At 66.2% G+C, this 19453-nt stretch carries 17 protein-coding genes and 1 tRNA gene; 12 read left to right on the forward strand and 6 right to left on the reverse strand.

Annotated elements, in window-relative coordinates; all coding sequences use genetic code 11:
* Window positions 1–3 precede the first annotated feature (3 nt).
* The 7 genes from rpoC to ACN9MV_RS03795 all read left to right on the forward strand — a co-directional run bounded on the left by rpoC (window position 4) and on the right by ACN9MV_RS03795 (window position 10262).
* Complete coding sequence (gene rpoC, locus ACN9MV_RS03765; protein ID WP_093057183.1) at window positions 4–4239, forward strand: DNA-directed RNA polymerase subunit beta'; 4236 nt, start codon at window positions 4–6, stop codon at window positions 4237–4239.
* A gap of 102 nt (window positions 4240–4341) precedes the next feature.
* Window positions 4342–4950, forward strand: coding sequence for a lema family protein (locus tag ACN9MV_RS03770; protein WP_093057184.1), 609 nt, complete (start codon window positions 4342–4344; stop codon window positions 4948–4950).
* 80 nt (window positions 4951–5030) lie between these two features.
* Window positions 5031–6419: a 16S rRNA (cytosine(967)-C(5))-methyltransferase RsmB gene (gene rsmB, locus ACN9MV_RS03775; RefSeq protein ID WP_426391342.1), complete on the forward strand. Its 1389-nt coding sequence runs from the start codon at window positions 5031–5033 to the stop codon at window positions 6417–6419.
* Window positions 6420–6465: 46 nt separating this feature from the next.
* Complete coding sequence (locus tag ACN9MV_RS03780; RefSeq protein WP_371127394.1) at window positions 6466–7041, forward strand: DUF4390 domain-containing protein; 576 nt, start codon at window positions 6466–6468, stop codon at window positions 7039–7041.
* Complete coding sequence (locus ACN9MV_RS03785; RefSeq protein WP_093180098.1) at window positions 7038–9368, forward strand: sensor histidine kinase; 2331 nt, start codon at window positions 7038–7040, stop codon at window positions 9366–9368. Before ACN9MV_RS03780 ends, ACN9MV_RS03785 begins: the two co-directional genes overlap by 4 nt.
* Window positions 9369–9460: 92 nt before the next feature.
* Entirely contained in the window at window positions 9461–10162 is a 702-nt protein-coding gene (locus tag ACN9MV_RS03790; protein ID WP_093057187.1) for a response regulator, read from the forward strand.
* Window positions 10163–10186: 24 nt separating this feature from the next.
* Window positions 10187–10262, forward strand: a tRNA-Phe gene (locus tag ACN9MV_RS03795).
* 67 nt (window positions 10263–10329) lie between these two features.
* Here the strand turns inward: ACN9MV_RS03795 and ACN9MV_RS03800 are convergent.
* From ACN9MV_RS03800 to ACN9MV_RS03815, 4 genes are all read right to left on the reverse strand, one after another.
* Window positions 10330–10482, reverse strand: a complete 153-nt coding sequence (locus ACN9MV_RS03800) for a hypothetical protein (RefSeq protein ID WP_256330919.1) — start codon at window positions 10480–10482, stop codon at window positions 10330–10332.
* Window positions 10483–10809: 327 nt separating this feature from the next.
* Window positions 10810–11259 (reverse strand): low affinity iron permease family protein, encoded by a 450-nt coding sequence (locus ACN9MV_RS03805; protein ID WP_093178225.1) that lies wholly within the window; start codon window positions 11257–11259, stop codon window positions 10810–10812.
* A gap of 130 nt (window positions 11260–11389) precedes the next feature.
* Window positions 11390–11800, reverse strand: a complete 411-nt coding sequence (locus tag ACN9MV_RS03810) for a PaaI family thioesterase (RefSeq protein WP_426391343.1) — start codon at window positions 11798–11800, stop codon at window positions 11390–11392.
* 73 nt (window positions 11801–11873) lie between these two features.
* Window positions 11874–12656, reverse strand: coding sequence for an IclR family transcriptional regulator (locus ACN9MV_RS03815; protein ID WP_093079318.1), 783 nt, complete (start codon window positions 12654–12656; stop codon window positions 11874–11876).
* A 108-nt stretch (window positions 12657–12764) separates the two neighbouring features.
* Here ACN9MV_RS03815 and ACN9MV_RS03820 point away from each other — a divergent pair, with 108 nt between their 5' ends.
* From ACN9MV_RS03820 to ACN9MV_RS03840, 5 genes are read left to right on the forward strand one after another with little or no spacing between them, the layout of a single operon-like run.
* On the forward strand, window positions 12765–13775 hold the full coding sequence (locus ACN9MV_RS03820) for a TRAP transporter substrate-binding protein (RefSeq protein WP_426391344.1): 1011 nt from the start codon (window positions 12765–12767) through the stop codon (window positions 13773–13775).
* Window positions 13776–13797: 22 nt separating this feature from the next.
* Complete coding sequence (locus ACN9MV_RS03825; RefSeq protein ID WP_093079312.1) at window positions 13798–14244, forward strand: type II 3-dehydroquinate dehydratase; 447 nt, start codon at window positions 13798–13800, stop codon at window positions 14242–14244.
* A gap of 15 nt (window positions 14245–14259) precedes the next feature.
* Window positions 14260–14841 (forward strand): TRAP transporter small permease, encoded by a 582-nt coding sequence (locus ACN9MV_RS03830; protein ID WP_093079440.1) that lies wholly within the window; start codon window positions 14260–14262, stop codon window positions 14839–14841.
* Window positions 14838–16118: a TRAP transporter large permease gene (locus tag ACN9MV_RS03835; RefSeq protein WP_093079309.1), complete on the forward strand. Its 1281-nt coding sequence runs from the start codon at window positions 14838–14840 to the stop codon at window positions 16116–16118. The genes ACN9MV_RS03830 and ACN9MV_RS03835 overlap by 4 nt, the downstream gene beginning before the upstream one ends.
* Window positions 16119–16144: 26 nt before the next feature.
* Window positions 16145–17152 (forward strand): TRAP transporter substrate-binding protein, encoded by a 1008-nt coding sequence (locus tag ACN9MV_RS03840; RefSeq protein ID WP_426391345.1) that lies wholly within the window; start codon window positions 16145–16147, stop codon window positions 17150–17152.
* Between the two features lie 9 nt (window positions 17153–17161).
* Here ACN9MV_RS03840 and ACN9MV_RS03845 read toward each other — a convergent pair whose 3' ends face one another.
* Both ACN9MV_RS03845 and ACN9MV_RS03850 read right to left on the reverse strand, forming a co-directional pair.
* A complete protein-coding gene (locus ACN9MV_RS03845) occupies window positions 17162–17857 on the reverse strand; it encodes an aspartate/glutamate racemase family protein (RefSeq protein WP_426391346.1) in 696 nt (231 codons plus the stop codon).
* A gap of 43 nt (window positions 17858–17900) precedes the next feature.
* A complete protein-coding gene (locus tag ACN9MV_RS03850) occupies window positions 17901–19319 on the reverse strand; it encodes an MFS transporter (RefSeq protein WP_426391347.1) in 1419 nt (472 codons plus the stop codon).
* Window positions 19320–19453: the final 134 nt, after the last annotated feature.

A 19453-nucleotide genomic window follows, 5' to 3' on the forward strand; every position in this document is an offset into this window, starting at 1 on the left:
CTTATGAAATCGCTACTCGACCTGTTCAAGCAATTCACGCCTGATGAGCATTTCGATGCCATCAAGATCGGCATGGCTTCGCCCGAGAAGATCCGTTCGTGGTCTTTCGGCGAGGTGAAGAAGCCCGAGACGATCAACTACCGCACGTTCAAGCCCGAGCGCGACGGTCTCTTCTGCGCCAAGATCTTCGGCCCCATCAAGGACTACGAGTGCCTGTGCGGCAAGTACAAGCGCCTGAAGCACCGCGGCGTGATCTGCGAGAAGTGCGGCGTTGAAGTCACGCAGACCAAGGTGCGTCGCGAGCGCATGGGTCACATCGACCTGGCCGCGCCCTGCGCCCACATCTGGTTCCTGAAGTCGCTGCCGTCGCGCCTGGGCCTCGTGCTCGACATGACGCTGCGCGACATCGAACGCGTGCTGTACTTCGAAGCCTACGTGATCACCGACCCCGGCATGACCCCGCTGAAGAAGTTCGGCATCATGTCCGAGGACGACTACGACGCGAAGCGCAAGGAATACGGTGACGAATTCGTCGCCAAGATGGGCGCCGAAGGCATCAAGGACCTGCTCGAAGGCATCGAACTCGACAGCGAGATCGAACGCCTGCGCGGCGACCTGACCGGCTCCGAAGTCAAGGTCAAGAAGAACTCCAAGCGCCTGAAGGTGCTGGAAGCCTTCCGCAAGTCGGGCATCAAGCCCGAGTGGATGGTGCTCGACGTGCTGCCCGTGCTGCCGCCGGACCTGCGTCCGCTGGTGCCGCTGGACGGCGGCCGCTTCGCGACCTCCGACCTGAACGACCTGTATCGCCGCGTCATCAACCGCAATTCGCGTCTGCGCCGCCTGCTGGAGCTGAAGGCTCCGGAAATCATCGCGCGCAACGAAAAGCGGATGCTGCAGGAAGCTGTCGACTCGCTGCTGGACAACGGCCGTCGTGGCAAGGCCATGACGGGCGCCAACAAGCGCGCGCTGAAGTCGCTGGCCGACATGATCAAGGGCAAGAGCGGCCGCTTCCGCCAGAATCTGCTGGGCAAGCGCGTCGACTATTCGGGCCGTTCGGTCATCGTGGTGGGCCCGACGCTCAAGCTGCACCAGTGCGGCCTGCCGAAGCTGATGGCGCTCGAACTGTTCAAGCCCTTCATCTTCTCGCGCCTCGAAGCCATGGGCATCGCGACGACGATCAAGGCTGCCAAGAAGGAAGTCGAATCGGGCACGCCGGTGGTCTGGGACATCCTGGAAGAGGTCATCAAGGAGCACCCGGTCATGCTGAACCGCGCTCCTACGCTGCACCGTCTGGGCATCCAGGCCTTCGAACCCATCCTGATCGAAGGCAAGGCCATCCAGCTGCACCCGCTCGTCTGCGCGGCATTCAACGCCGACTTCGACGGCGACCAGATGGCTGTTCACGTGCCGCTGTCGGTGGAAGCGCAAATGGAAGCCCGCACGCTGATGCTGGCCTCCAACAATGTGCTGTTCCCGGCTTCGGGCGAACCGTCGATCGTTCCTTCGCAGGACGTGGTGCTGGGTCTGTACTACACGACCCGCGACCGCATCAACGGCAAGGGCGAGGGCCTGATCTTCTCCGACATCGGTGAAGTGCAGCGCGCGCTCGACGCCAACGAAGTCGAACTCACCGCCAAGGTGGCAGTGCGCATCACGGAATACACCAAGAACAAGGAAACCGGTGAATTCACGCCGTCGACCTCGCTCGTGGACACCACCGTGGGCCGTGCCCTGCTGTCCGAGATCCTGCCGAAGGGCCTGCCGTTCTCGAACATCAACAAGGCGCTGAAGAAGAAGGAAATCTCCAAGCTCATCAACGTCTCGTTCCGCAAGTGCGGCCTGAAAGAGACCGTCGTGTTCGCCGACAAGCTGCTGCAAAACGGCTTCCGCCTGGCGACCAAGGCCGGCATCTCGATCGCCATCGACGACATGCTGGTGCCCGCCGAGAAGCACGGCATCATCGAGCGCTCCGCCAAGGAAGTGAAGGAGATCGAGCAGCAGTACGTGTCGGGTCTGGTGACCTCCGGCGAACGCTACAACAAGGTGGTGGACATCTGGGGCAAGGCCGGCGACGAAGTGTCGAAGGTCATGATGGCCAAGCTGTCGAAGCAACGCGTCATCGACCGCCACGGCAAGGAAGTCGAGCAGGAGTCCTTCAACTCGATCTACATGATGGCCGACTCGGGCGCCCGCGGTTCCGCGGCCCAGATTCGCCAGGTGGCCGGTATGCGAGGCCTGATGGCCAAGCCGGACGGCTCGATCATCGAGACGCCCATTACCGCGAACTTCCGCGAAGGCCTGAACGTGCTGGAGTACTTCATCTCCACCCACGGTGCCCGTAAGGGTCTGGCCGACACGGCGCTGAAGACGGCGAACTCGGGCTACCTGACCCGTCGTCTGGTCGACGTGACGCAAGACCTGGTCGTGACCGAGCAGGACTGCGGCACGCACGGCGGCTACCTGATGCGCGCCATCGTCGAAGGCGGTGAAGTGATCGAGTCGCTGCGCGACCGTATCCTCGGCCGCTCGGCTGCGGACGACGTGCTGCACCCGGAAAACCGTTCGGTGCTGCTGAAGGCCGGCGAGATGTTCGACGAAGACAACATCGAAGCGCTGGAAGCGCAAGGCGTCGACGAGGTCAAGGTCCGCACGGCGCTGACCTGCGAAACCCGCTTCGGCATCTGCGCGACCTGCTACGGCCGCGACCTGGGCCGCGGCGGCCTGATCAACATCGGCGAAGCCGTCGGTGTGATCGCCGCTCAGTCCATCGGCGAACCCGGCACGCAGCTGACGATGCGTACCTTCCACATCGGTGGTGCCGCTTCGCGCGCTGCCATCGCTTCGAGCGTGGAAGCCAAGTCGAACGGCTCGATCGGCTTCAACGCCACGATGCGCTACGTGACCAACAGCAAGGGCGAGCTGGTCGTGATTTCGCGTTCGGGCGAGATCGTCATTCATGACGAGCACGGCCGTGAGCGCGAACGCCACAAGGTGCCGTACGGCGCGACCCTGACGGTCAAGGCCGACCAGCAGATCAAGGCCGGCCACGTGCTTGCCAACTGGGATCCGCTGACGCGCCCGATCATTACCGAGTTCGCCGGCAAGACGCAGTTCGAAAACGTCGAGGAAGGCCTCACGGTTGCCAAGCAGGTGGACGAAGTGACCGGTCTGTCGACCCTGGTCGTGATCGACCCGAAGCGCCGCGGCGCTGCCAAGGTCGTGCGCCCGCAGGTGAAGCTCATCGACGCCTCCGGCGCCGAAGTGAAGATCCCGGGCACCGACCACTCGGTGACGATCGGCTTCCCGATCGGCGCTCTGGTCCAGATCCGTGACGGTCAGGACGTGGGCCCCGGCGAAGTGCTGGCGCGTATTCCGGTCGAAGGCCAGAAGACCCGCGACATTACCGGCGGTCTGCCGCGCGTTGCCGAGCTGTTCGAAGCCCGTTCGCCGAAGGACAAGGGCATGCTGGCCGAAATGACCGGCACCGTGTCGTTCGGCAAGGAAACGAAGGGCAAGATCCGCCTGCAGATCACCGATCCGGAAGGCACGGTCTGGGAAGACCTCGTGCCGAAGGAAAAGAACATCCTGGTGCACGAAGGCCAGGTGGTGAACAAGGGCGAATCCGTGGTCGACGGCCCGGCGGACCCGCAGGACATCCTGCGCCTGCTGGGTTCGGAAGAACTGGCGCGCTACATCGTGGACGAAGTGCAGGACGTGTACCGCCTGCAGGGTGTGAAGATCAACGACAAGCACATCGAGGTGATCGTTCGCCAGATGCTGCGCCGCGTCGTGGTCGACAACATCGGCGACACGAGCTACATCTCCGGCGAACAGGTCGAACGCAGCGAAATGCTCAACACCAACGACGCCCTGCGCGCCGACGGCAAGATCCCCGCGACGTTCACCAACCTGCTGCTGGGTATCACGAAGGCGTCGCTGTCGACCGACTCGTTCATCTCGGCTGCTTCGTTCCAGGAAACGACGCGCGTGCTGACCGAAGCCGCGATCATGGGCAAGCGCGACGAGCTGCGCGGCCTGAAGGAAAACGTCATCGTCGGCCGCCTGATCCCCGCAGGCACCGGCATGGCTTACCACCAGGCCCGCAAGGTCAAGGACGCCATGGACGAAGCCGAGCGCCGTGCCATCGCCGAATCGGAAGCGGCCGAACTGGCAGGCTCCGCCGACAGCGATGCAGCGGCCAGCACGGCTGACGCCAGCGAAGGCGCTGCGACCGAATAACTCGGTAGCATCACCGGCCATGACCGGTACACCACGCCCCCCGACCGCCTCCGGTTGGGGGGCGTTTTTCTTTGTGTTTTCAATGATGAGGCGTTGTCGTCGATGAGCGTATTGCCCGAATCGCTGACCAGCTGGATCGTGATCGCGGTCCTGCTGTTCTGGTTTGTCGGTGCCTACAACCGGCTGGTGCGTTTGCGCGCGGCCGTGCTGCAGGCCTACGGCCTGCTCGATGCGGCCCTGGGCAAGCAGCTCGATTTCGTGCAGGCCAGCATCACCGCTGCGCCACCGGTGGAGGCGTCGCCAACGGGTGAGTCGCTGTCGTCCATCGCGCCATTGCAGGCCGCGACCACCCAGCTCGCGACCCTGCTCGGCGCGACCCGGCTGCACCCGCTGGACACCGGCGTCATGGCCGCGCTGGCCACTGCGCTGCAGGTGTGGATCAATGCGTGGCGACGCCAGCACCCGGACGATGTGACGGTGTTCGACGCCGACGGCACTCTGTCGCGGCCGGCGCAACTTCAGCCCGGGACCGAGGCCACGGTGCCCAGCGCCATCGAGCCGATCGCGTGGCCCGAGCCTTCGGCCGCGGCGGAGATCGCGCGCAGCCAGTTCAACCAGGCGGTGGGGCACTACAACGCTGCGATCGCGCAGTTTCCGGCGTTGCTGGTGGCATGGGCCGTGCGTCTGCGTCCAGCCGCTCCGCTGCTCTGAGTTCGGCGCCCGGCGCGGCTCTTTCTTCTTTCCATTGCACGGCGTCCGGCTTTACGGTCGCCCGTTACCATCGCCCCAACTTGTCAGAACTACCTTCCGATCCTTCCTCCAGCAGCAACAACGGTGCGCCGTCGCTGCAGCCTCCGCTCTGGCGCCAACTGCAACTGACCGCGGTGGCGCTGGCGTCGATTCGCGCCGGCACCTCGGGCTCGGTTGCCTTCGAGGCGGTCGAGCCTTCGCTGCGCCCCGGCGTGCAGGCGCTCGGCTTCCAGGTGCTGCGCTGGCTCGGCCGCGCCGAGGCGCTGCGTCGCCACCTGGCCAAACGCACGCCGCCGCCGCTGCCCGATGCCCTGCTGTGCACCGCGCTGGCGCTGGCATGGGACAGCGAGCGTGCACCCTACGAGCCCTTCACGCTGGTCGACCAGGCCGTCGAGGCCGCCAAGCGCAACCCGGCCACGCGGGCGCAGGCCAGCTTCATCAATGCCTGTCTGAGGCGTTTCTTGCGTGAGCGCGACGAGCTCGTGGCCGCCACCGACACCGAACCCGTCGCGCAATGGAACCACCCGCGCTGGTGGATCGAGCGCCTCAAGCGCGACCATCCGCGCGACTGGCAGCGGGTGCTGGGCGCCGACAACGCGCAGGCGCCGATGACGCTGCGGGTCAACGCTCAGAAATCGACCGTGGCTTCGTATCTGGCGGAGCTGGAGGCCGTTTGCCTCGGTGCGATACGCGTAGGCCCCAGCGGCCTGCAGCTGACGCGCGCACGCCCCGTGCAGCAACTGCCCGGTTTTGCCGACGGCGCCTGCTCGGTGCAGGACGCCGCCGCGCAGATGGCCGCACCGCTGCTGCTCGAAGGCCTCTTGCCGACGAAGCCGGGCGTGGCGGCGCCACTGCGCGTGCTCGACGCCTGCGCCGCCCCCGGCGGCAAGACCGCGCACCTGCTCGAAATGGCGGCCCCCGGCGCCATCGACGTGACAGCCCTGGAAGTCGATGCCGTCCGCAGCCGCCGCATCGACGAAACCCTGGCCCGCATCGGCCTCAAGGCCAAGGTGCTCGTCGCCGACGCGGGGCGTCCGGACCAATGGTGGGACGGCACGCCCTTCGACGCCATCCTGCTCGACGCACCATGCACGGCCTCGGGCATCGTGCGACGCCATCCTGATGTGCGCTGGCTGCGCCGCGAAAGCGACACCGCCCAGCTCGCAGCCCAGCAGGCCGCTCTCCTGGCCGCGCTCTGGCCGCTGGTGCGGCCCGGCGGCCGGCTCCTTTACTGCACCTGCTCCGTGTTCCGCGAAGAGGGTTCGCAACAAATTGATGCGTTTCTTGTACACAACACCGACGCACGATTGCTGCCATCGCCGGGCCATTTGCTGCCCCAAAGCGGGTCGAATGCCCGTGGCGTCCCGGACAATCCCTCTGGTGACCACGACGGTTTCTTCTACGCCCTGCTTGAGAAGCGCCCGCACTGAACGGCGCTGGCCGGCCTTGCTGGCCGTCCTGCTCTGGGCCTGGGCAATGTGGATGGTCCTGCTGCTGCCGGCCCCGGCGGCCGCCCAGGGCCGCAACGGCACGTCGATCACCCAGATGCGCCTCGAGCAGTCCGACGATGGCGTCTACTTCAGCGCGGCCGTGCAGTTCGAGCTGCCCTCCTTGGTGGAGGAGGTGCTCGACAAGGGCATCGCCATCTATTTCGTGGCCGAGGCCGAGCTCTACCAGGAGCGCTGGTACTGGACCGATCGCAAGGTCGCCCAGGTCGCTCGCCACATGCGGCTGGCCTACCAGCCGCTCACGCGACGCTGGCGACTCAATGTGTCGGCGGCGCCGATGACCGGCGCGGCCGGCCTGGGCATCTCGCTGAACCAGAACTTCGACACCCTCGGCGATGCGCTCGACGCCATCAAGCGCATCGGCCGCCTGCGGCTGGGCGATGTGGCCGAGATCGGCGACGACCCGCAGCACCAGGTCACTTTCCGCTTCCGGCTCGACACCTCGCAGCTGCCGCGCCCGTTCCAGATCGGCGTGGTCGGGCAGGCCGACTGGAACATCGCCGCCGAACGCACGGCCAAGCTCCCGCTGGAGAAGCAGAAGTGAGCACTTCCGGGCGCAGCGGCGCAGCGGCCACGCCGGCCGCGCGCCGCGCGCGGGCCACGCGCTGGGCCATTGGTGTCGGCGCCGCGCTGGTCACGGCCATCGGCCTGGTGCTGATGTTCCTGCTGGCGCAGGCCACCAACAACCGCGCACTGTACGAGCGCTACTACGTGCGCCTGTTCGGCATCAACGTCGTGGTGGCGGTGCTGCTGGTGCTGGTGATCGGCTGGGTTGCCTTCCGCCTGCTGCGGCGGCTGCGGCAGGGCAAGTTCGGCAGCCGATTGCTCATCAAGCTGGCGGCCATCTTCGCGCTGGTGGGCGTGGTGCCCGGGGCGCTGGTCTACGTGGTGTCTTATCAGTTCGTCGCGCGCTCGATCGAGAGCTGGTTCGACGTGAAGGTCGAGGGCGCGCTCGATGCTGGCCTCAATCTGGGGCGCGCCACGCTCGATTCGCTGTCCGATGACCTCGCTGCCAAGACGCGCAGCGCCAGCGCGCAACTGGCGCAAGTGCCCGACACGAGCGCGGGCCTGGTGCTGGAACGCATCCGCGATCAGCTTGAGGCCACCGACGTGATCCTGTGGACCGGCAACGGGCAACTTGTGGCCAGCGCCGGCTCCTCGCGCTTCCAGCTGAACCCCGAGCGGCCAACCGTGCAGCAGTTCCGCCAAGTCCGCCCCGAGCGCGCCGTCGCGCACGTCGAGGGGCTGGACGAAACAGCCGCGCCGGGCGCAACCCCGCCAGTCGCGAGCGTGCGTGCGCTCGCCATGGTGCAAAGGCCGGGCTTCGACTTCGACACCGCGCCGCGCTATCTGCAGGTCACGCGGCCGCTGCCGCCGGCCGTGGTCGCCAACGCGCTCGCCGTGCAGGAGGCCAACCGCGAATACCAGGAGCGGGCGCTCGCGCGCGAGGGCCTGCGTCGCATGTACATCGGCACGCTCACGCTGAGCCTGTTCCTCGCCGTGTTCGGTGCGGTGCTGCTGGCCGTGCTGTTCGGCAACCAGCTCGCGCGGCCGCTGCTCGTGCTGGCAGACGGCGTGCGCCAGGTGGCGGCTGGCGACCTGCGGCCCACCGCCGTGCTGCAGGGCAAGGACGAACTCGGCGGCCTCACGCGCTCGTTCGCCGTCATGACGCAGCAGCTGGCCGACGCCCGCGGCGCGGTCGAGAAGACCATGGGCCAGCTCGACGCTGCGCGCGCCAACCTGCAGACCATTCTCGACAACCTGACATCGGGCGTGATCGTGCTCGACGCCAAGGGCACTGTGCTGTCCACCAATCCGGGCGCGACCCGTGTGCTGCGCGCGCCGCTCGCGGCCTACGAAGGCCGGGCGCTCGTCGATGTGCCGGGCCTGGCCGAGTTCGGTGCCAAGGTGCAGCAGCAGTTCGACGACTTTCTCGTCGAGCGCATGCAGCACGGCCTCGACCACTGGCAGCACGCCTTCGAGTTGCACGCCTCCGGCACCGACCTGCCGCAGCAGGACAGCGCCATCAACATCGTCGCGCGCGGCGCGGAACTGCCCGGCGCCGCGCGGCTGCTGGTGTTCGACGACATCTCCGAAATCGTCTCGGCCCAGCGCGCGCAGGCCTGGGGCGAAGTGGCGCGTCGCCTCGCACACGAGATCAAGAATCCGCTCACGCCGATCCAGCTCTCGGCCGAGCGGCTCGAGATGAAGCTCTCGGGCAAGGTCCCGCCGCCCGAACAGGCCGTGCTCGTGAAGTCGGTGAAGACCATCGTCGACCAGGTCGATGCGATGAAGCGGCTGGTGAACGAATTCCGCGACTATGCGCGCCTGCCCGCGGCCGACCTCAAGCCGGTGGACCTCAACGCCTTGCTGACCGACGTGCTCCAGCTCTACAACGCCGAGAGCCTGCCGATCACGCTGCGCTCAGAACTCGACGAGCGCTGCCCGCCCATCCGCGGCGACGCGCAGCAGATCCGCCAGGTCATACACAACCTGTTGCAGAACGCGCAGGACGCCGCCGAAGCTGCCGCCAGCGGCACGGGCAAGGCGGGCGAGGTCGTCATCCGCACGCGGCTCGGCGATTCGGGGCAGCGCGTGCGCCTGACGGTGCAGGACAGCGGCCCGGGCTTTGCCGAAAATATTTTGAAGCGCGCCTTCGAACCATACGTAACCACGAAAACAAAAGGTACTGGTTTGGGCCTTGCCGTCGTGAAGAAAATCGCGGACGAACACGGCGCGCGCATCGAGCTTTCCAACCGCGTCGTCGATGGGGCTGTAGCAGGGGCACAAGTCTCGCTATCATTCGCGCTGGCAGGCGAGCCGCGGGCAGCGGTCGCTCACACCGAAGATTCGAAGTCTTCCGCCGCCTGAGCCGCACGAATCTCCGTCGTCGCACAGGCGATGGATGGGCCAGCGGACCCTCAATACATTGCAGACACCAGCGCAAACAACAAGCAGCACTCATGGCAAACATTCTCGTGGTCGATGACGAGCTGGGCATCCGGGACCTGCTCTTCGAAATTCTCAATGACGAAGGCCACAACGTGGAGCTCGCGGAAAACGCCGCCGAAGCCCGCGCTGCGCGCCAGCGCGCACGGCCCGATCTCGTGCTGCTCGACATCTGGATGCCCGACACCGACGGCGTCACGCTGCTCAAGGAGTGGTCCACCGCGGGCCTGCTGAGCATGCCCGTCATCATGATGAGCGGCCACGCCACCATCGACACCGCGGTCGACGCCACGCGCATCGGCGCCTTCGCCTTCCTTGAAAAGCCCATCACCATGCAGAAGCTGCTCAAGGCAGTGGAGCAGGGCCTGGCGCGCGAGAGCGCACGCCGCGCCGCGGCAGGCGTGGTGCCCGCGCCGGTCACCGGCAACCAGGCGGCCGCCATCACGACGACAGGCGACAGCCTGCTGATGGCCTCGCTGGCTTCCGTGCCCGTGGTCGACGCCGGCCCGCAATCGACCCAGAGCTTCGACCTCGACCGCCCGCTGCGCGATGCGCGCGATGGTTTCGAGAAGGCGTACTTCGAGTTTCACTTGGCGATGGAGAACGGTTCGATGACCCGCGTCGCCGAGAAAACCGGCCTCGAACGCACCCACCTGTACCGCAAGCTCAAACAACTTGGCGTCGATCTTTCAAGAGGGCGCAGAAGCGCTGTATAATTTAGGGCTGCACACAAATGCAATGGCCCGGTAGCTCAGTTGGTAGAGCAGCGGATTGAAAATCCGCGTGTCGGTGGTTCGATTCCGCCCCAGGCCACCATATTCCGCAAGGCGCTACAACTTTCGAGGTTGTAGCGCCTTTTTGCTTTTGCGCTAGCAAATCGGCGTCATTGCGGCGCCTGTTCGCGTAGCAGGGCGCCACGCAAGGAGTTGATCGTGCCGCCCGCGGCTTCGATGCGCCGCCGCAGTTCCTCATTGACGAGGCGGATCAACGCGCCGAGTTCGGAGCGGGTTGGATAGACCTCTTCGCAGTCATTCACCTGCTGTGGAACGCTAAGCTTCTCGAGGCATGCATATGCGCAGTGCACGTCGCGAATGTTTTCGATGTCATCGCCTGCTTGCAGCGCGAATGATTCGGGGTTGTGCTGAAGAGAGTGTGACTGTGGCGCTGCGTTGGGCGCCGCAGCGGGTTCTTCGACGGAATGAGGGAGCGTGCGCGTGAACGCGCGAGCGGATCTGGCGTCGTATCACGTGCGCATCGACGATCAGCTGACGACGTTCCGCGAGGTAGTCGCATCACAACTGCGTGCCTGATACGGCGCAACAAGCAGCTCATCACCATACTGGATATGGCCGCTTGCCGGCAGCTATGGATCGATTGAGCGGGCGTTGCTGCCTCGGTCCACGCGGTGGTTATGGTGGCCGCGGCGCTTGCGCTCGGTCCGGGCTTTCTCCAGCGTCTCCTGGCTTTTCTTCGCAGCCGCCTCGCAGCGCTCGTGCAGCGCAATCAACTCCCTGTCCGTGAGCTTCTCGATGCCGATGAAGTCATCCTCCGCGTTGGAGGAGCGGATCAGTTCGTCCAGCTTGGTCTGCAAGGCGACACCGTCGCGGTTCTGGGTGTTCTGAATGAGGAAGACCATCAGGAAGGTGACGATGGTGGTGCCCGTGTTGATCACGAGTTGCCATGTCTCCGAAAAGCCGAAGAACGGCCCCGAAACCGCCCAGGCCACGACCACGGCCACGCAGATCAGGAAGGCCGCCGGGCTGCCGGCCATGCGGGCGAAGGTGTTGGCGAAGGAGTCGAAGAGTCGTTCCATGGGCGTGTTCTCCAGTGCGGGGCGATGCTGGCACCGTTGCGCGCGCGGATGCGTCAGCCGACGCCGTTTTGCGCGCCATCGCAATGCCCGTGGCGCTGTCGGCCAGAGGCGCCGGGGCAGGCTCGCGCCGTTACGCGCCCCCGTCCAGCACCAGTTGCGTCTGCGTGACGACCGCGCACAGCTTGCCGTCGGCATTGGTCACCGAGGTTTGCCACACATGCGTAGTGCGTCCGCGATGCAGCGCCAGGCAGGTGCCCGTGACGGTAGTGCCCAGGCGCGCGCCCGCGATGAACTTGGTGCTCGAATCGGTGGTTGTCGTGCGCTTGCCTTCTGGCAGGTTGGCGATGGTGCCGACCGCACCCAGAGTGTCGGCGAAGGCCATGTAGGCGCCGCCGTGCAGGATGCCGCCGGCGGTGCACAGGTCTTGCCGCACCTCCATCTGCGCGACCACGCGGTCGGGTGCGAGCTCGGTGAGCCGTACGCCCATCAGGCCGGGAAAGATCGCGCCCAGCAGTTTCTGGAGCGCGGCGATGTCGTGCATGAATGTCTCCTTGATTTGTCGAGGAGGCTCCATTCTGAATAGATAAGCACCATGGCCGCCGCGCGATGTCCGGTCAGGCCCTTCGCTTGAACATCGCGGAAGCCCCGCTGGCCTGCGCCACGTCCTCGGCCGACGACAGCAGCACCGGTCCCAGTTCGAGCATGCGTTCCTCGGTCAGTCGCACCAGTGGCCCTGCGATGGTGATGACGCCGATCACCGCGCCGTTGCCGCTGCGCACCGGCGCGGCCATGGCAGTCATTGCCGGCGCGAACACCTCGCTGATCATCGCGAAGCCGCGCTTGCGTGCCGCACGCAGATATGCCAGGAGTGCCTTCACGGTGGTCGGCGCCTTCGGGCCGTAGTCCTCGGGCTTGCCAAAGCCCTGCTTCGCCACGAGTTGCAGCGCCTGCTCGTCCGTCATTGTCGACAGCCAGGCGTGGCCGGCGGAACTGCAGGAGAGGTTCACCGAAAGGCCCATGTCCGGGTCGTAGCGCAGGCCGCGCGTTGCACCCTGCGCCTTGGCGACGAAGGTGAGCTCGTCGCCGTCGACCACCGCCAGCCGCACCAGTTCGCCCGATTCGGCGGCGAGCCGGTCGAGCAGCGGCTGCGCCACGTCGACGATGCCGCTGTTGCTGAGAAAGCTGAGGCCGAGCGACACCAGCTTGATGGTGAGCATGTAGTCGCCGTGGCTCTGGTCCTGCCGCACATAGCCGCAGCGGATGAGCTCGGTCAGCAGGCGGTGCGTGGCGCTCAGCGGCATTTCCAGCTCGGCCGACAGTGCCGACAGCGCGCGGCCTTCGGGGTGGCCGGCCAGGTGTTCGAGGACCTTGAAGCTGCGTTCGAGTATGGCTGTCATGACGTCACTCTAGCGCTTTTGCCAAGTGTTTTCACTAGTGGAAATATTTTCCAATTCCGCCCTAAGATCGCGCCGCCCTTGCACCTTCACACAGTTGGAGATCACATCTTGAGAACGCTTCATCGCCAGCTCGCCGCAGCCGGCCTGACCCTCGCCCTGGCCATTCCCGCGTTCGCGCAGGGCGTGCAGGACCGTGTGATCCGCTTCGGCCACCTCAACAACGCAGACCATCCGGTGAGCTTTGGCGTGAAGCGTTTTGCCGAACTGCTCGCGGCCAAGAGCGGCGGCAAGATGAAGGTGCAGGAGTTTCCGGCCTCGCAGCTGGGCAACGAGATGCAGCAGCAGTCGGCGCTGCAGGGCGGCGTGCAGCAGATGTCGGCACCGGCCACCACGTCGCTCGCAGGCATCGTCAAGGAGTTCGGCCTTGTCGACTTCCCGTTCGCGGTGGGCAGCTTTGCGCAGGCCGATGCGCTGCTCGACGGCCCGCTGGGCCAGGCGTTGATCGCGAAGCTGCCGGAGAAGGGGCTGGTGGCGCTGGGCTATTGGGACCTGGGCTTTCGCAACGTCACCAACAGCAAGCGGCCCATCACCAAGCCCGAGGACCTCGAAGGCCTGAAGATCCGCGTCATTCCGAACCCCGTGTTCCTCGAAACCTTCAAGGCCTTCAAGGCCAACCCGGTGCCGATGCCTTTCGCCGAGCTGTACGGCGCGCTCGAGTCGAAGGCGGTCGATGGCCAGGAGAACCCGTACGCGGTGATCCTGTCGAACAAGTTCTACGAGGTGCAGAAGTTCGTGAGCGCCACGAACCATGTGTATGCGGCCAACATCGTGCTGGTCAGCAAGAAGTTCTGGGACTCGCTGAGCCCTACCGAGCAGAAGATGATGCGCGAGGCCGCCGACGAAGCGCGCGGCTATCAGCGCCAGGTGAGCCGCGCCGCCGCGCAGCGCGCCGTAGGCGACTTGCAGGCCAAGGGGGCGCAGTTCAACGAGCTCGCGCCTGCCGAGCAGGCCCGCATGCGGCAGATTGCCAAGCCTGTCACCGAGCGTTTCGCCGCGAGCTATGACCCCGCCATCGTCAAGCTCTACACCGACGAACTCGCGCGCATCCGCAAGCAGTAAGACCTCCGACCGAAGGCGCCTCATGAAGATCCTCGTCCTGCACGGCCCCAACCTCAACCTGTTCGGCCGCCGCGAACCCCACATCTACGGCAAGACCACGCTGGCCGAAATCAATGCGCAGCTGCAGCAGCTCGCCACCGAACTCGGCGTGACGCTGGACATCCTCCAGTCGAACCACGAAGGCGACCTGATCGACTTTTTGCACACCCATATCGACGAGGCTCAGGGTGCGCTGGTCAACCCGGCCGGCCTCACGCAGCACGGCGTGCCGCTGCACGACGCGATCAAGGCGATGCCGTTCCCGATCATCGAGGTGCACATGTCCAACATCGCCGCTCGCGAGACATGGCGCGCGCATTCGATCATCTCGCCGGCGGTGAAAGGCACGGTCCAGGGCCTGGGCCCGCAGTCTTACCTGGCTGCGCTGCGCGCGCTGGTCGAGATGCACAGGCAGGCCGCGCCGGCCTGAACGCAGAGCATGGCCATGAACCGATGGATCGACCGGTGCTGCGCCGGCATCGAAGCCCTGATCGCAGCCGCGCTTGCGGTCATGGTCGTGCTGGTCTTCGGCAACGTGGTGCTGCGCTACGGCTTCAATTCGGGCATCACCCTGTCCGAGGAAGTCTCGCGCTGGCTCTTCATCTGGATGACCTTTCTCGGCGCGGTCGTCGCGCTGAAGGAGCACGGCCACCTGGGCGTCGACATGGTGGTGCAGAAGCTGCCGCCCATCGGCAAGAAGATCTGCCTTGCGATAGGGCACGTGGTAATGCTCTACATCGTGTGGCTGCTGTTCCAGGGCAGCACGGCGCAGACGCGCATCAACTGGGACGTGACAGCGCCGGTCACCGGCGCCTCGATGGCGGTGGTGTACATGTCAGGCGTGGTGTTCTCGGTGCTGGCTGCGTTCATCCTCATGCTCGACCTGCTGCGCCTGCTCACCGGGCGCATTGCCGAGAGCGATCTGGTGATGGTGCAGGAGTCCGAGGAAGCGGTACAGCTGCAGCAGATCCTCGGTTCGCAAGACAGCACCGCTCAAGGGGATGCACAACAGGGAGCACGCAAGTGACCATCGTCGTCTTCGTGGGCTCGCTGCTCCTTGCCATGGCGATGGGCATTCCCATCGCGTTCTCGCTGCTGGCCAGCGGCGTCGCGCTGATGTGGCACCTCGACCTGTTCGACGCGCAGATCCTTGCGCAGAACGTGATCGGCGGCGCCGACAGCTTTCCGCTGCTGGCCGTGCCGTTCTTCATGCTGGCCGGCGAGATCATGAACGTGGGCGGCCTCTCCAAGCGCATCGTCGACTTCGCGCTCGCGCTGGTCGGCCATGTGAAGGGAGGCCTTGGCTACGTGACCATCATGGCGGGCTGCCTGCTCTCGGCGCTCTCGGGGTCGGCCGTGGCCGACGCCGCCGCGCTGACAGCGCTGCTGCTGCCTATGATGGTCAAGGCGGGCCACGACAAGGCGCGCGCGGGCGGGCTCATCGCGGCCACCGGCGTGATCGGCCCGGTGATACCGCCGAGCATCGGGCTCGTGATCTTCGGCGTGGCGGCCAACGTCTCGATCTCCAAGCTGTTCCTCGCGGCCATCGTGCCGGGCCTGCTGATCGGCGGCGCGCTGTGGATCACCTGGGCCTGGCTGGTGCGGCGCGAGAAGATCGTGCCTCCGCCGCGCAAGTCGGGCGGCGAAATCTTCACCGCGTTCCGCAAGGCGCTGTGGGCGCTGATGCTGCCGGTGATCATCCTCGTAGGTCTGCGCATGGGCGTGTTCACGCCGACCGAGGCGGCCGTGGTGGCCGCCGTCTATGCGCTTTTCGTGTCGACCGTCGTCTATCGCGAGCTGAGCTGGAAGGACCTCTACGCGGTGTTCGTGGGGGCGGCCAAGACCAGCGCCATCGTGATGTTCCTGATCGCCGCGGCCATGGTGAGCGCGTGGCTCATCACGGTGGCCGACCTGCCTTCGAAGGTGGTGGGGCTGCTGCAGCCCTTCATGGGCAACCAGATCCTGCTGATGATCGCGATCATGGTGCTCGTGATGATCGTGGGCACTGCGATGGACATGACGCCGACGATCCTGATCCTCACACCCGTGCTGATGCCCATCGTGAAGGCCGCGGGCATCGACCCGGTCTACTTCGGCGTGCTCTTCATCATCAACAACTCGATCGGCCTGGTCACGCCGCCGGTGGGCACGGTCCTCAACGTGGTGGCCGGCGTCGGAAAGATCTCGATGGACGACGTCACGCGCGGCGTGGTGCCTTTCATGATCGCCGAGTTCGCCGTCATGTTCCTGATGGTGCTGTTCCCGTGGCTGGTGACGGGGCCGGCCAGGTTGTTCCACGGATAGACATATACATACAAGGAGACGTTGCCATGAAGAAGCCCTCGATGCTGAAACTGCTGGTTGCCGCCGTTGCGTTGTTCGCCATGTGCGGCGCCGGTGCGCAAGTCAAGGAGCGAACGCTCAAGTTCGCGTTCCAGAACCAGACCGGCCATCCGCAGGCGCAGGGCGCGCAGAAGTTCGCCGACCTCGTGGCCGCCAAGTCGGGCGGCAAGATCACCGTCAAGCTGTTCGCGGGCGGCGCGCTCGGCGGCGATCTTCAGACCGTGTCGGCGCTGCAGGGCGGCACGGTCGAACTCACGGTGCTGAACGCGGGCATTCTCTCGGCGCAGGTGAAGGAGTTCGCGGCCTACGACTTTCCGTTCCTGTTCAACAGCGGCAAGGAGGCCGATGCGGTCACCGACGGACCCTTCGGCCAGAAGCTGATGGCCAGGCTGGAAGACAAGGGCCTGCATGGCCTGGGCTACTGGGACCTGGGCTTTCGCAACCTCACCAACAGCAAGCGGCCGATCGTGAAGGCGGACGACATCGCGGGGCTGAAGATCCGCGTGATCCAGTCGCCGATTTACATCGACCTGTTCGGTGCGCTGGGCGCCAATGCCACTCCGCTGCCGTTTCCCGAGTTGTATCCCGCTCTCGACCAGAAGGCGGTCGACGGGCAGGAGAACCCGAACACCACCATCCTGTCGTCCAAGTTCGCCGAGGTGCAGAAGTACATCACCCAGACCCGGCACATCTACAACCCGCAGGCGCTGCTGATCAGCAGGAAGACCTGGGACGGCATGAGCGCGGAAGAGAAGAAGATCATCACCGAGGCGTCGGCCGAATCGACCGCGTTCCAGCGCGAGGCCTCGCGCGGCGCCGCCGACAGCGCGCTCGACGCATTGAAGAAGGCGGGCATGACCGTGTCGGAGCTGCCGCCCGAAGAGATGGCGAAGCTGCGCACGAAGGTGAAGCCGGTCATCGACAAGTACTCGGCCTCGGTCGGCGAGGCCACCGTGAAAGAGCTGATGGCCGAGATCGACAAGGCGCGCAAATAGGCGGGGGGCTCAGCCGGCTGTTGCGCGCCGCAGTGCCGCGCGTGCCAGCAGGCGCGTCGAGTCGAGTGTCGGGAGTGCCGAGTTGCCGTCGTTCAGCACCAGTGGCAGTTCGGTGCAGCCCAGTGCTACTGCATCGCAGCCGCGCGCCTTCAGGCCGTCGATCATCTGTTGCAGCACCGTGGTGGACTCGGGCCGGACCACGCCGCGCACCAGTTCGTCCATGATGATACGGCCGAGCATTGCACGCTCATCGGCATCAGGCCGCACGGCTTCCAGCCCGGCGGCCGACAGCGCCTGCGGGTAGACCTCGCTGTCGACCAGCCAGCGCGTGCCCAGAACGCCCACGCGGCGAAAGCCCCGCGATGCCGCCTCCGCCGCAACCACCTCGGCGATGTGCAGCCACGGCAGCGGCGACTGCGGCAGCACCCGATGTATCGCCTGGTGGATCGTGTTGTCGGGGCAGATCAGAAAATCAGCACCAGCCGCCGCGAGCTTGCCCGCCGACGACAGCATCAGTTGCGCGACGCCGTCGATGTCGCCGCGATCGAGGTAGTCCACATACGCGGCGAGCGAGTGCGTGTGCATCGAAACCTCGGGGTGCGCGTGCTCCTGGCCCATGTGCTTGGCGCCTTCGACGCACAGAGTGCGATAGCAGAGTGCAGCGCCTTCGGCCGAGCAGCCGACGATGCCAATGTGCAGTGGCATGGAAGAAATCTCCGAAAGGGAAACAGCAGGGCGAACGATGTTCTCACGGCCTTCGCGACACCGCCATGCCCGCATGGCGGTCGAGCCGCAGCGTCATCAGCGTTGCGATGGCCATAAGCAGGCCGACCACGTACCAGGCGTGGTGGAAGTCCGCGAGCTGCACGGCCGGCGCGCCGCGCAGCGCCTTCGAAGCGCCGAGCACCATCGCGCCCAGCGCGACGCCGAGCGCGAGCGAAACCTGCTGCAGCATCGTGCCGAGCGTGCTTGCGCCGGCGCGCGATTCATCGGGCACGTCGGCAAAGGCCAGCGTGTTGATGGCCGTGAAGTTCATCGAGCGCGCCATGCCCGCCACGAAGAGCAGCACGCACACCCACGGCAACGGGTCGCCTGGTGACAGCAGCCCGCAGCCGAACAGCGTGGCGGCGCAGATCGCGCCGTTCACCGTCAGCACGTTGCGAAAGCCGAAGCGCCGCAGCACTGCCGTGGTGGCGCTCTTCATCACGAGGTTGCCGCCCATGTACACCAGCAGCATCGAGCCCGCCTGGAACGCGTTCATGCCGAAGCCGATCTGGAACATCAGCGGCAGCAAAAAGGGCGAGGCGTTGATCGCGATGCGCGAGACGAAGCCGGCCGTCGCGGTGGCCAGCGCATAGGTTGGCACCGCCAGCGCGCGCAGGTCGAGCAGGGGCGCCGTCGTTCGCCGCGCGTGGCGCACTGCGGCGGCTGCCGCCACGGCGCCGGCTGCCAGCAGGCCGAGGGTGGTGGCCGAGCCCGGCTGCGAGCCGCCCAGGCGCGTGAGGCCTTCGACCAGCGCGGCCAGCGCAACGGCGGTGAGCACGAAGCCGACCGCATCGAAGCGCGTCGGAGCCACGTCGGTGCGGCGCGGGAACAGTCGCATGATGAGCCACAGGCCCACGAGGCCCAGCGGCACGTTCAGCAGGAAGATCCAGCGCCACGACGCGTGCGTTGCGATGAGCCCGCCCAGCGGCGGGCCGATCACCGGCGCGATGAGCCCCGGCCAGGTGATGGTGCCGATGGCCTCGATCAGCCGGTGCTTCGGTGTTTCGCGCAGCACCACGAGCCGCCCCACCGGCGACATGAAGGCCGCCGCCGCGCCCTGCAGCACACGCGCCGCAACGAACACCTCGAAGGTGGGCGCCAGCCCGCAGGCGAGCGAGGCCACGGTGAAGGTGCCGACCGCGAGCGCAAACACCCGCCGCGCGCCGAAGCGCCCGGCGCACCAGCCCGCCGCTGGCACCAGCGCCGCCATCGCGATCAGGTAGACCGTGACGCCCAGGCTCGCGTCCAGCGCGCCCATGCCGAAGCCGGCCCCGATGGCCGGCAGCGCGGTGACGATGATGGTGGCGTCCAGCGTCTCCATGAAGAAGGCGGCCGCCACTGTGAGCGCAATGCGCTTGGAGGCGCTGTCCGTGGCCGCTGCCGGCTGGGCGTTGTCGTTCATGCGGCAAGTCTGACATCGTTGAATGAGGGCTAGGGTTTTCCCCGAGGTGTTGATCCGGTGGATCGGACGGGCGTTGCCCGCGCCATCCGGATCGTCGGCGGGGCGTGGTTCGCACGCTCACCAAAAGGTCCATC

This window comes from Variovorax sp. R-27 (assembly GCF_049913215.1).
Lineage (GTDB): Bacteria > Pseudomonadota > Gammaproteobacteria > Burkholderiales > Burkholderiaceae_C > Variovorax.

Excerpts from the sequence above, each read along its gene's own strand:
- rpoC (WP_093057183.1), top strand. The coding sequence starts at position 4 with ATGAAATCGCTACTCGACCTGTTCAAGCAATTCACGCCTGATGAGCAT.
- ACN9MV_RS03770 (WP_093057184.1), top strand. The coding sequence starts at position 4,342 with ATGAGCGTATTGCCCGAATCGCTGACCAGCTGGATCGTGATCGCGGTC.
- ACN9MV_RS03780 (WP_371127394.1), top strand. The coding sequence starts at position 6,466 with ATGTGGATGGTCCTGCTGCTGCCGGCCCCGGCGGCCGCCCAGGGCCGC.
- ACN9MV_RS03790 (WP_093057187.1), top strand. The coding sequence starts at position 9,461 with ATGGCAAACATTCTCGTGGTCGATGACGAGCTGGGCATCCGGGACCTG.
- ACN9MV_RS03805 (WP_093178225.1), bottom strand. The coding sequence starts at position 11,259 with ATGGAACGACTCTTCGACTCCTTCGCCAACACCTTCGCCCGCATGGCC.
- ACN9MV_RS03810 (WP_426391343.1), bottom strand. The coding sequence starts at position 11,800 with ATGCACGACATCGCCGCGCTCCAGAAACTGCTGGGCGCGATCTTTCCC.
- ACN9MV_RS03815 (WP_093079318.1), bottom strand. The coding sequence starts at position 12,656 with ATGACAGCCATACTCGAACGCAGCTTCAAGGTCCTCGAACACCTGGCC.
- ACN9MV_RS03825 (WP_093079312.1), top strand. The coding sequence starts at position 13,798 with ATGAAGATCCTCGTCCTGCACGGCCCCAACCTCAACCTGTTCGGCCGC.
- ACN9MV_RS03830 (WP_093079440.1), top strand. The coding sequence starts at position 14,260 with ATGAACCGATGGATCGACCGGTGCTGCGCCGGCATCGAAGCCCTGATC.
- ACN9MV_RS03840 (WP_426391345.1), top strand. The coding sequence starts at position 16,145 with ATGAAGAAGCCCTCGATGCTGAAACTGCTGGTTGCCGCCGTTGCGTTG.
- ACN9MV_RS03845 (WP_426391346.1), bottom strand. The coding sequence starts at position 17,857 with ATGCCACTGCACATTGGCATCGTCGGCTGCTCGGCCGAAGGCGCTGCA.
- ACN9MV_RS03850 (WP_426391347.1), bottom strand. The coding sequence starts at position 19,319 with ATGAACGACAACGCCCAGCCGGCAGCGGCCACGGACAGCGCCTCCAAG.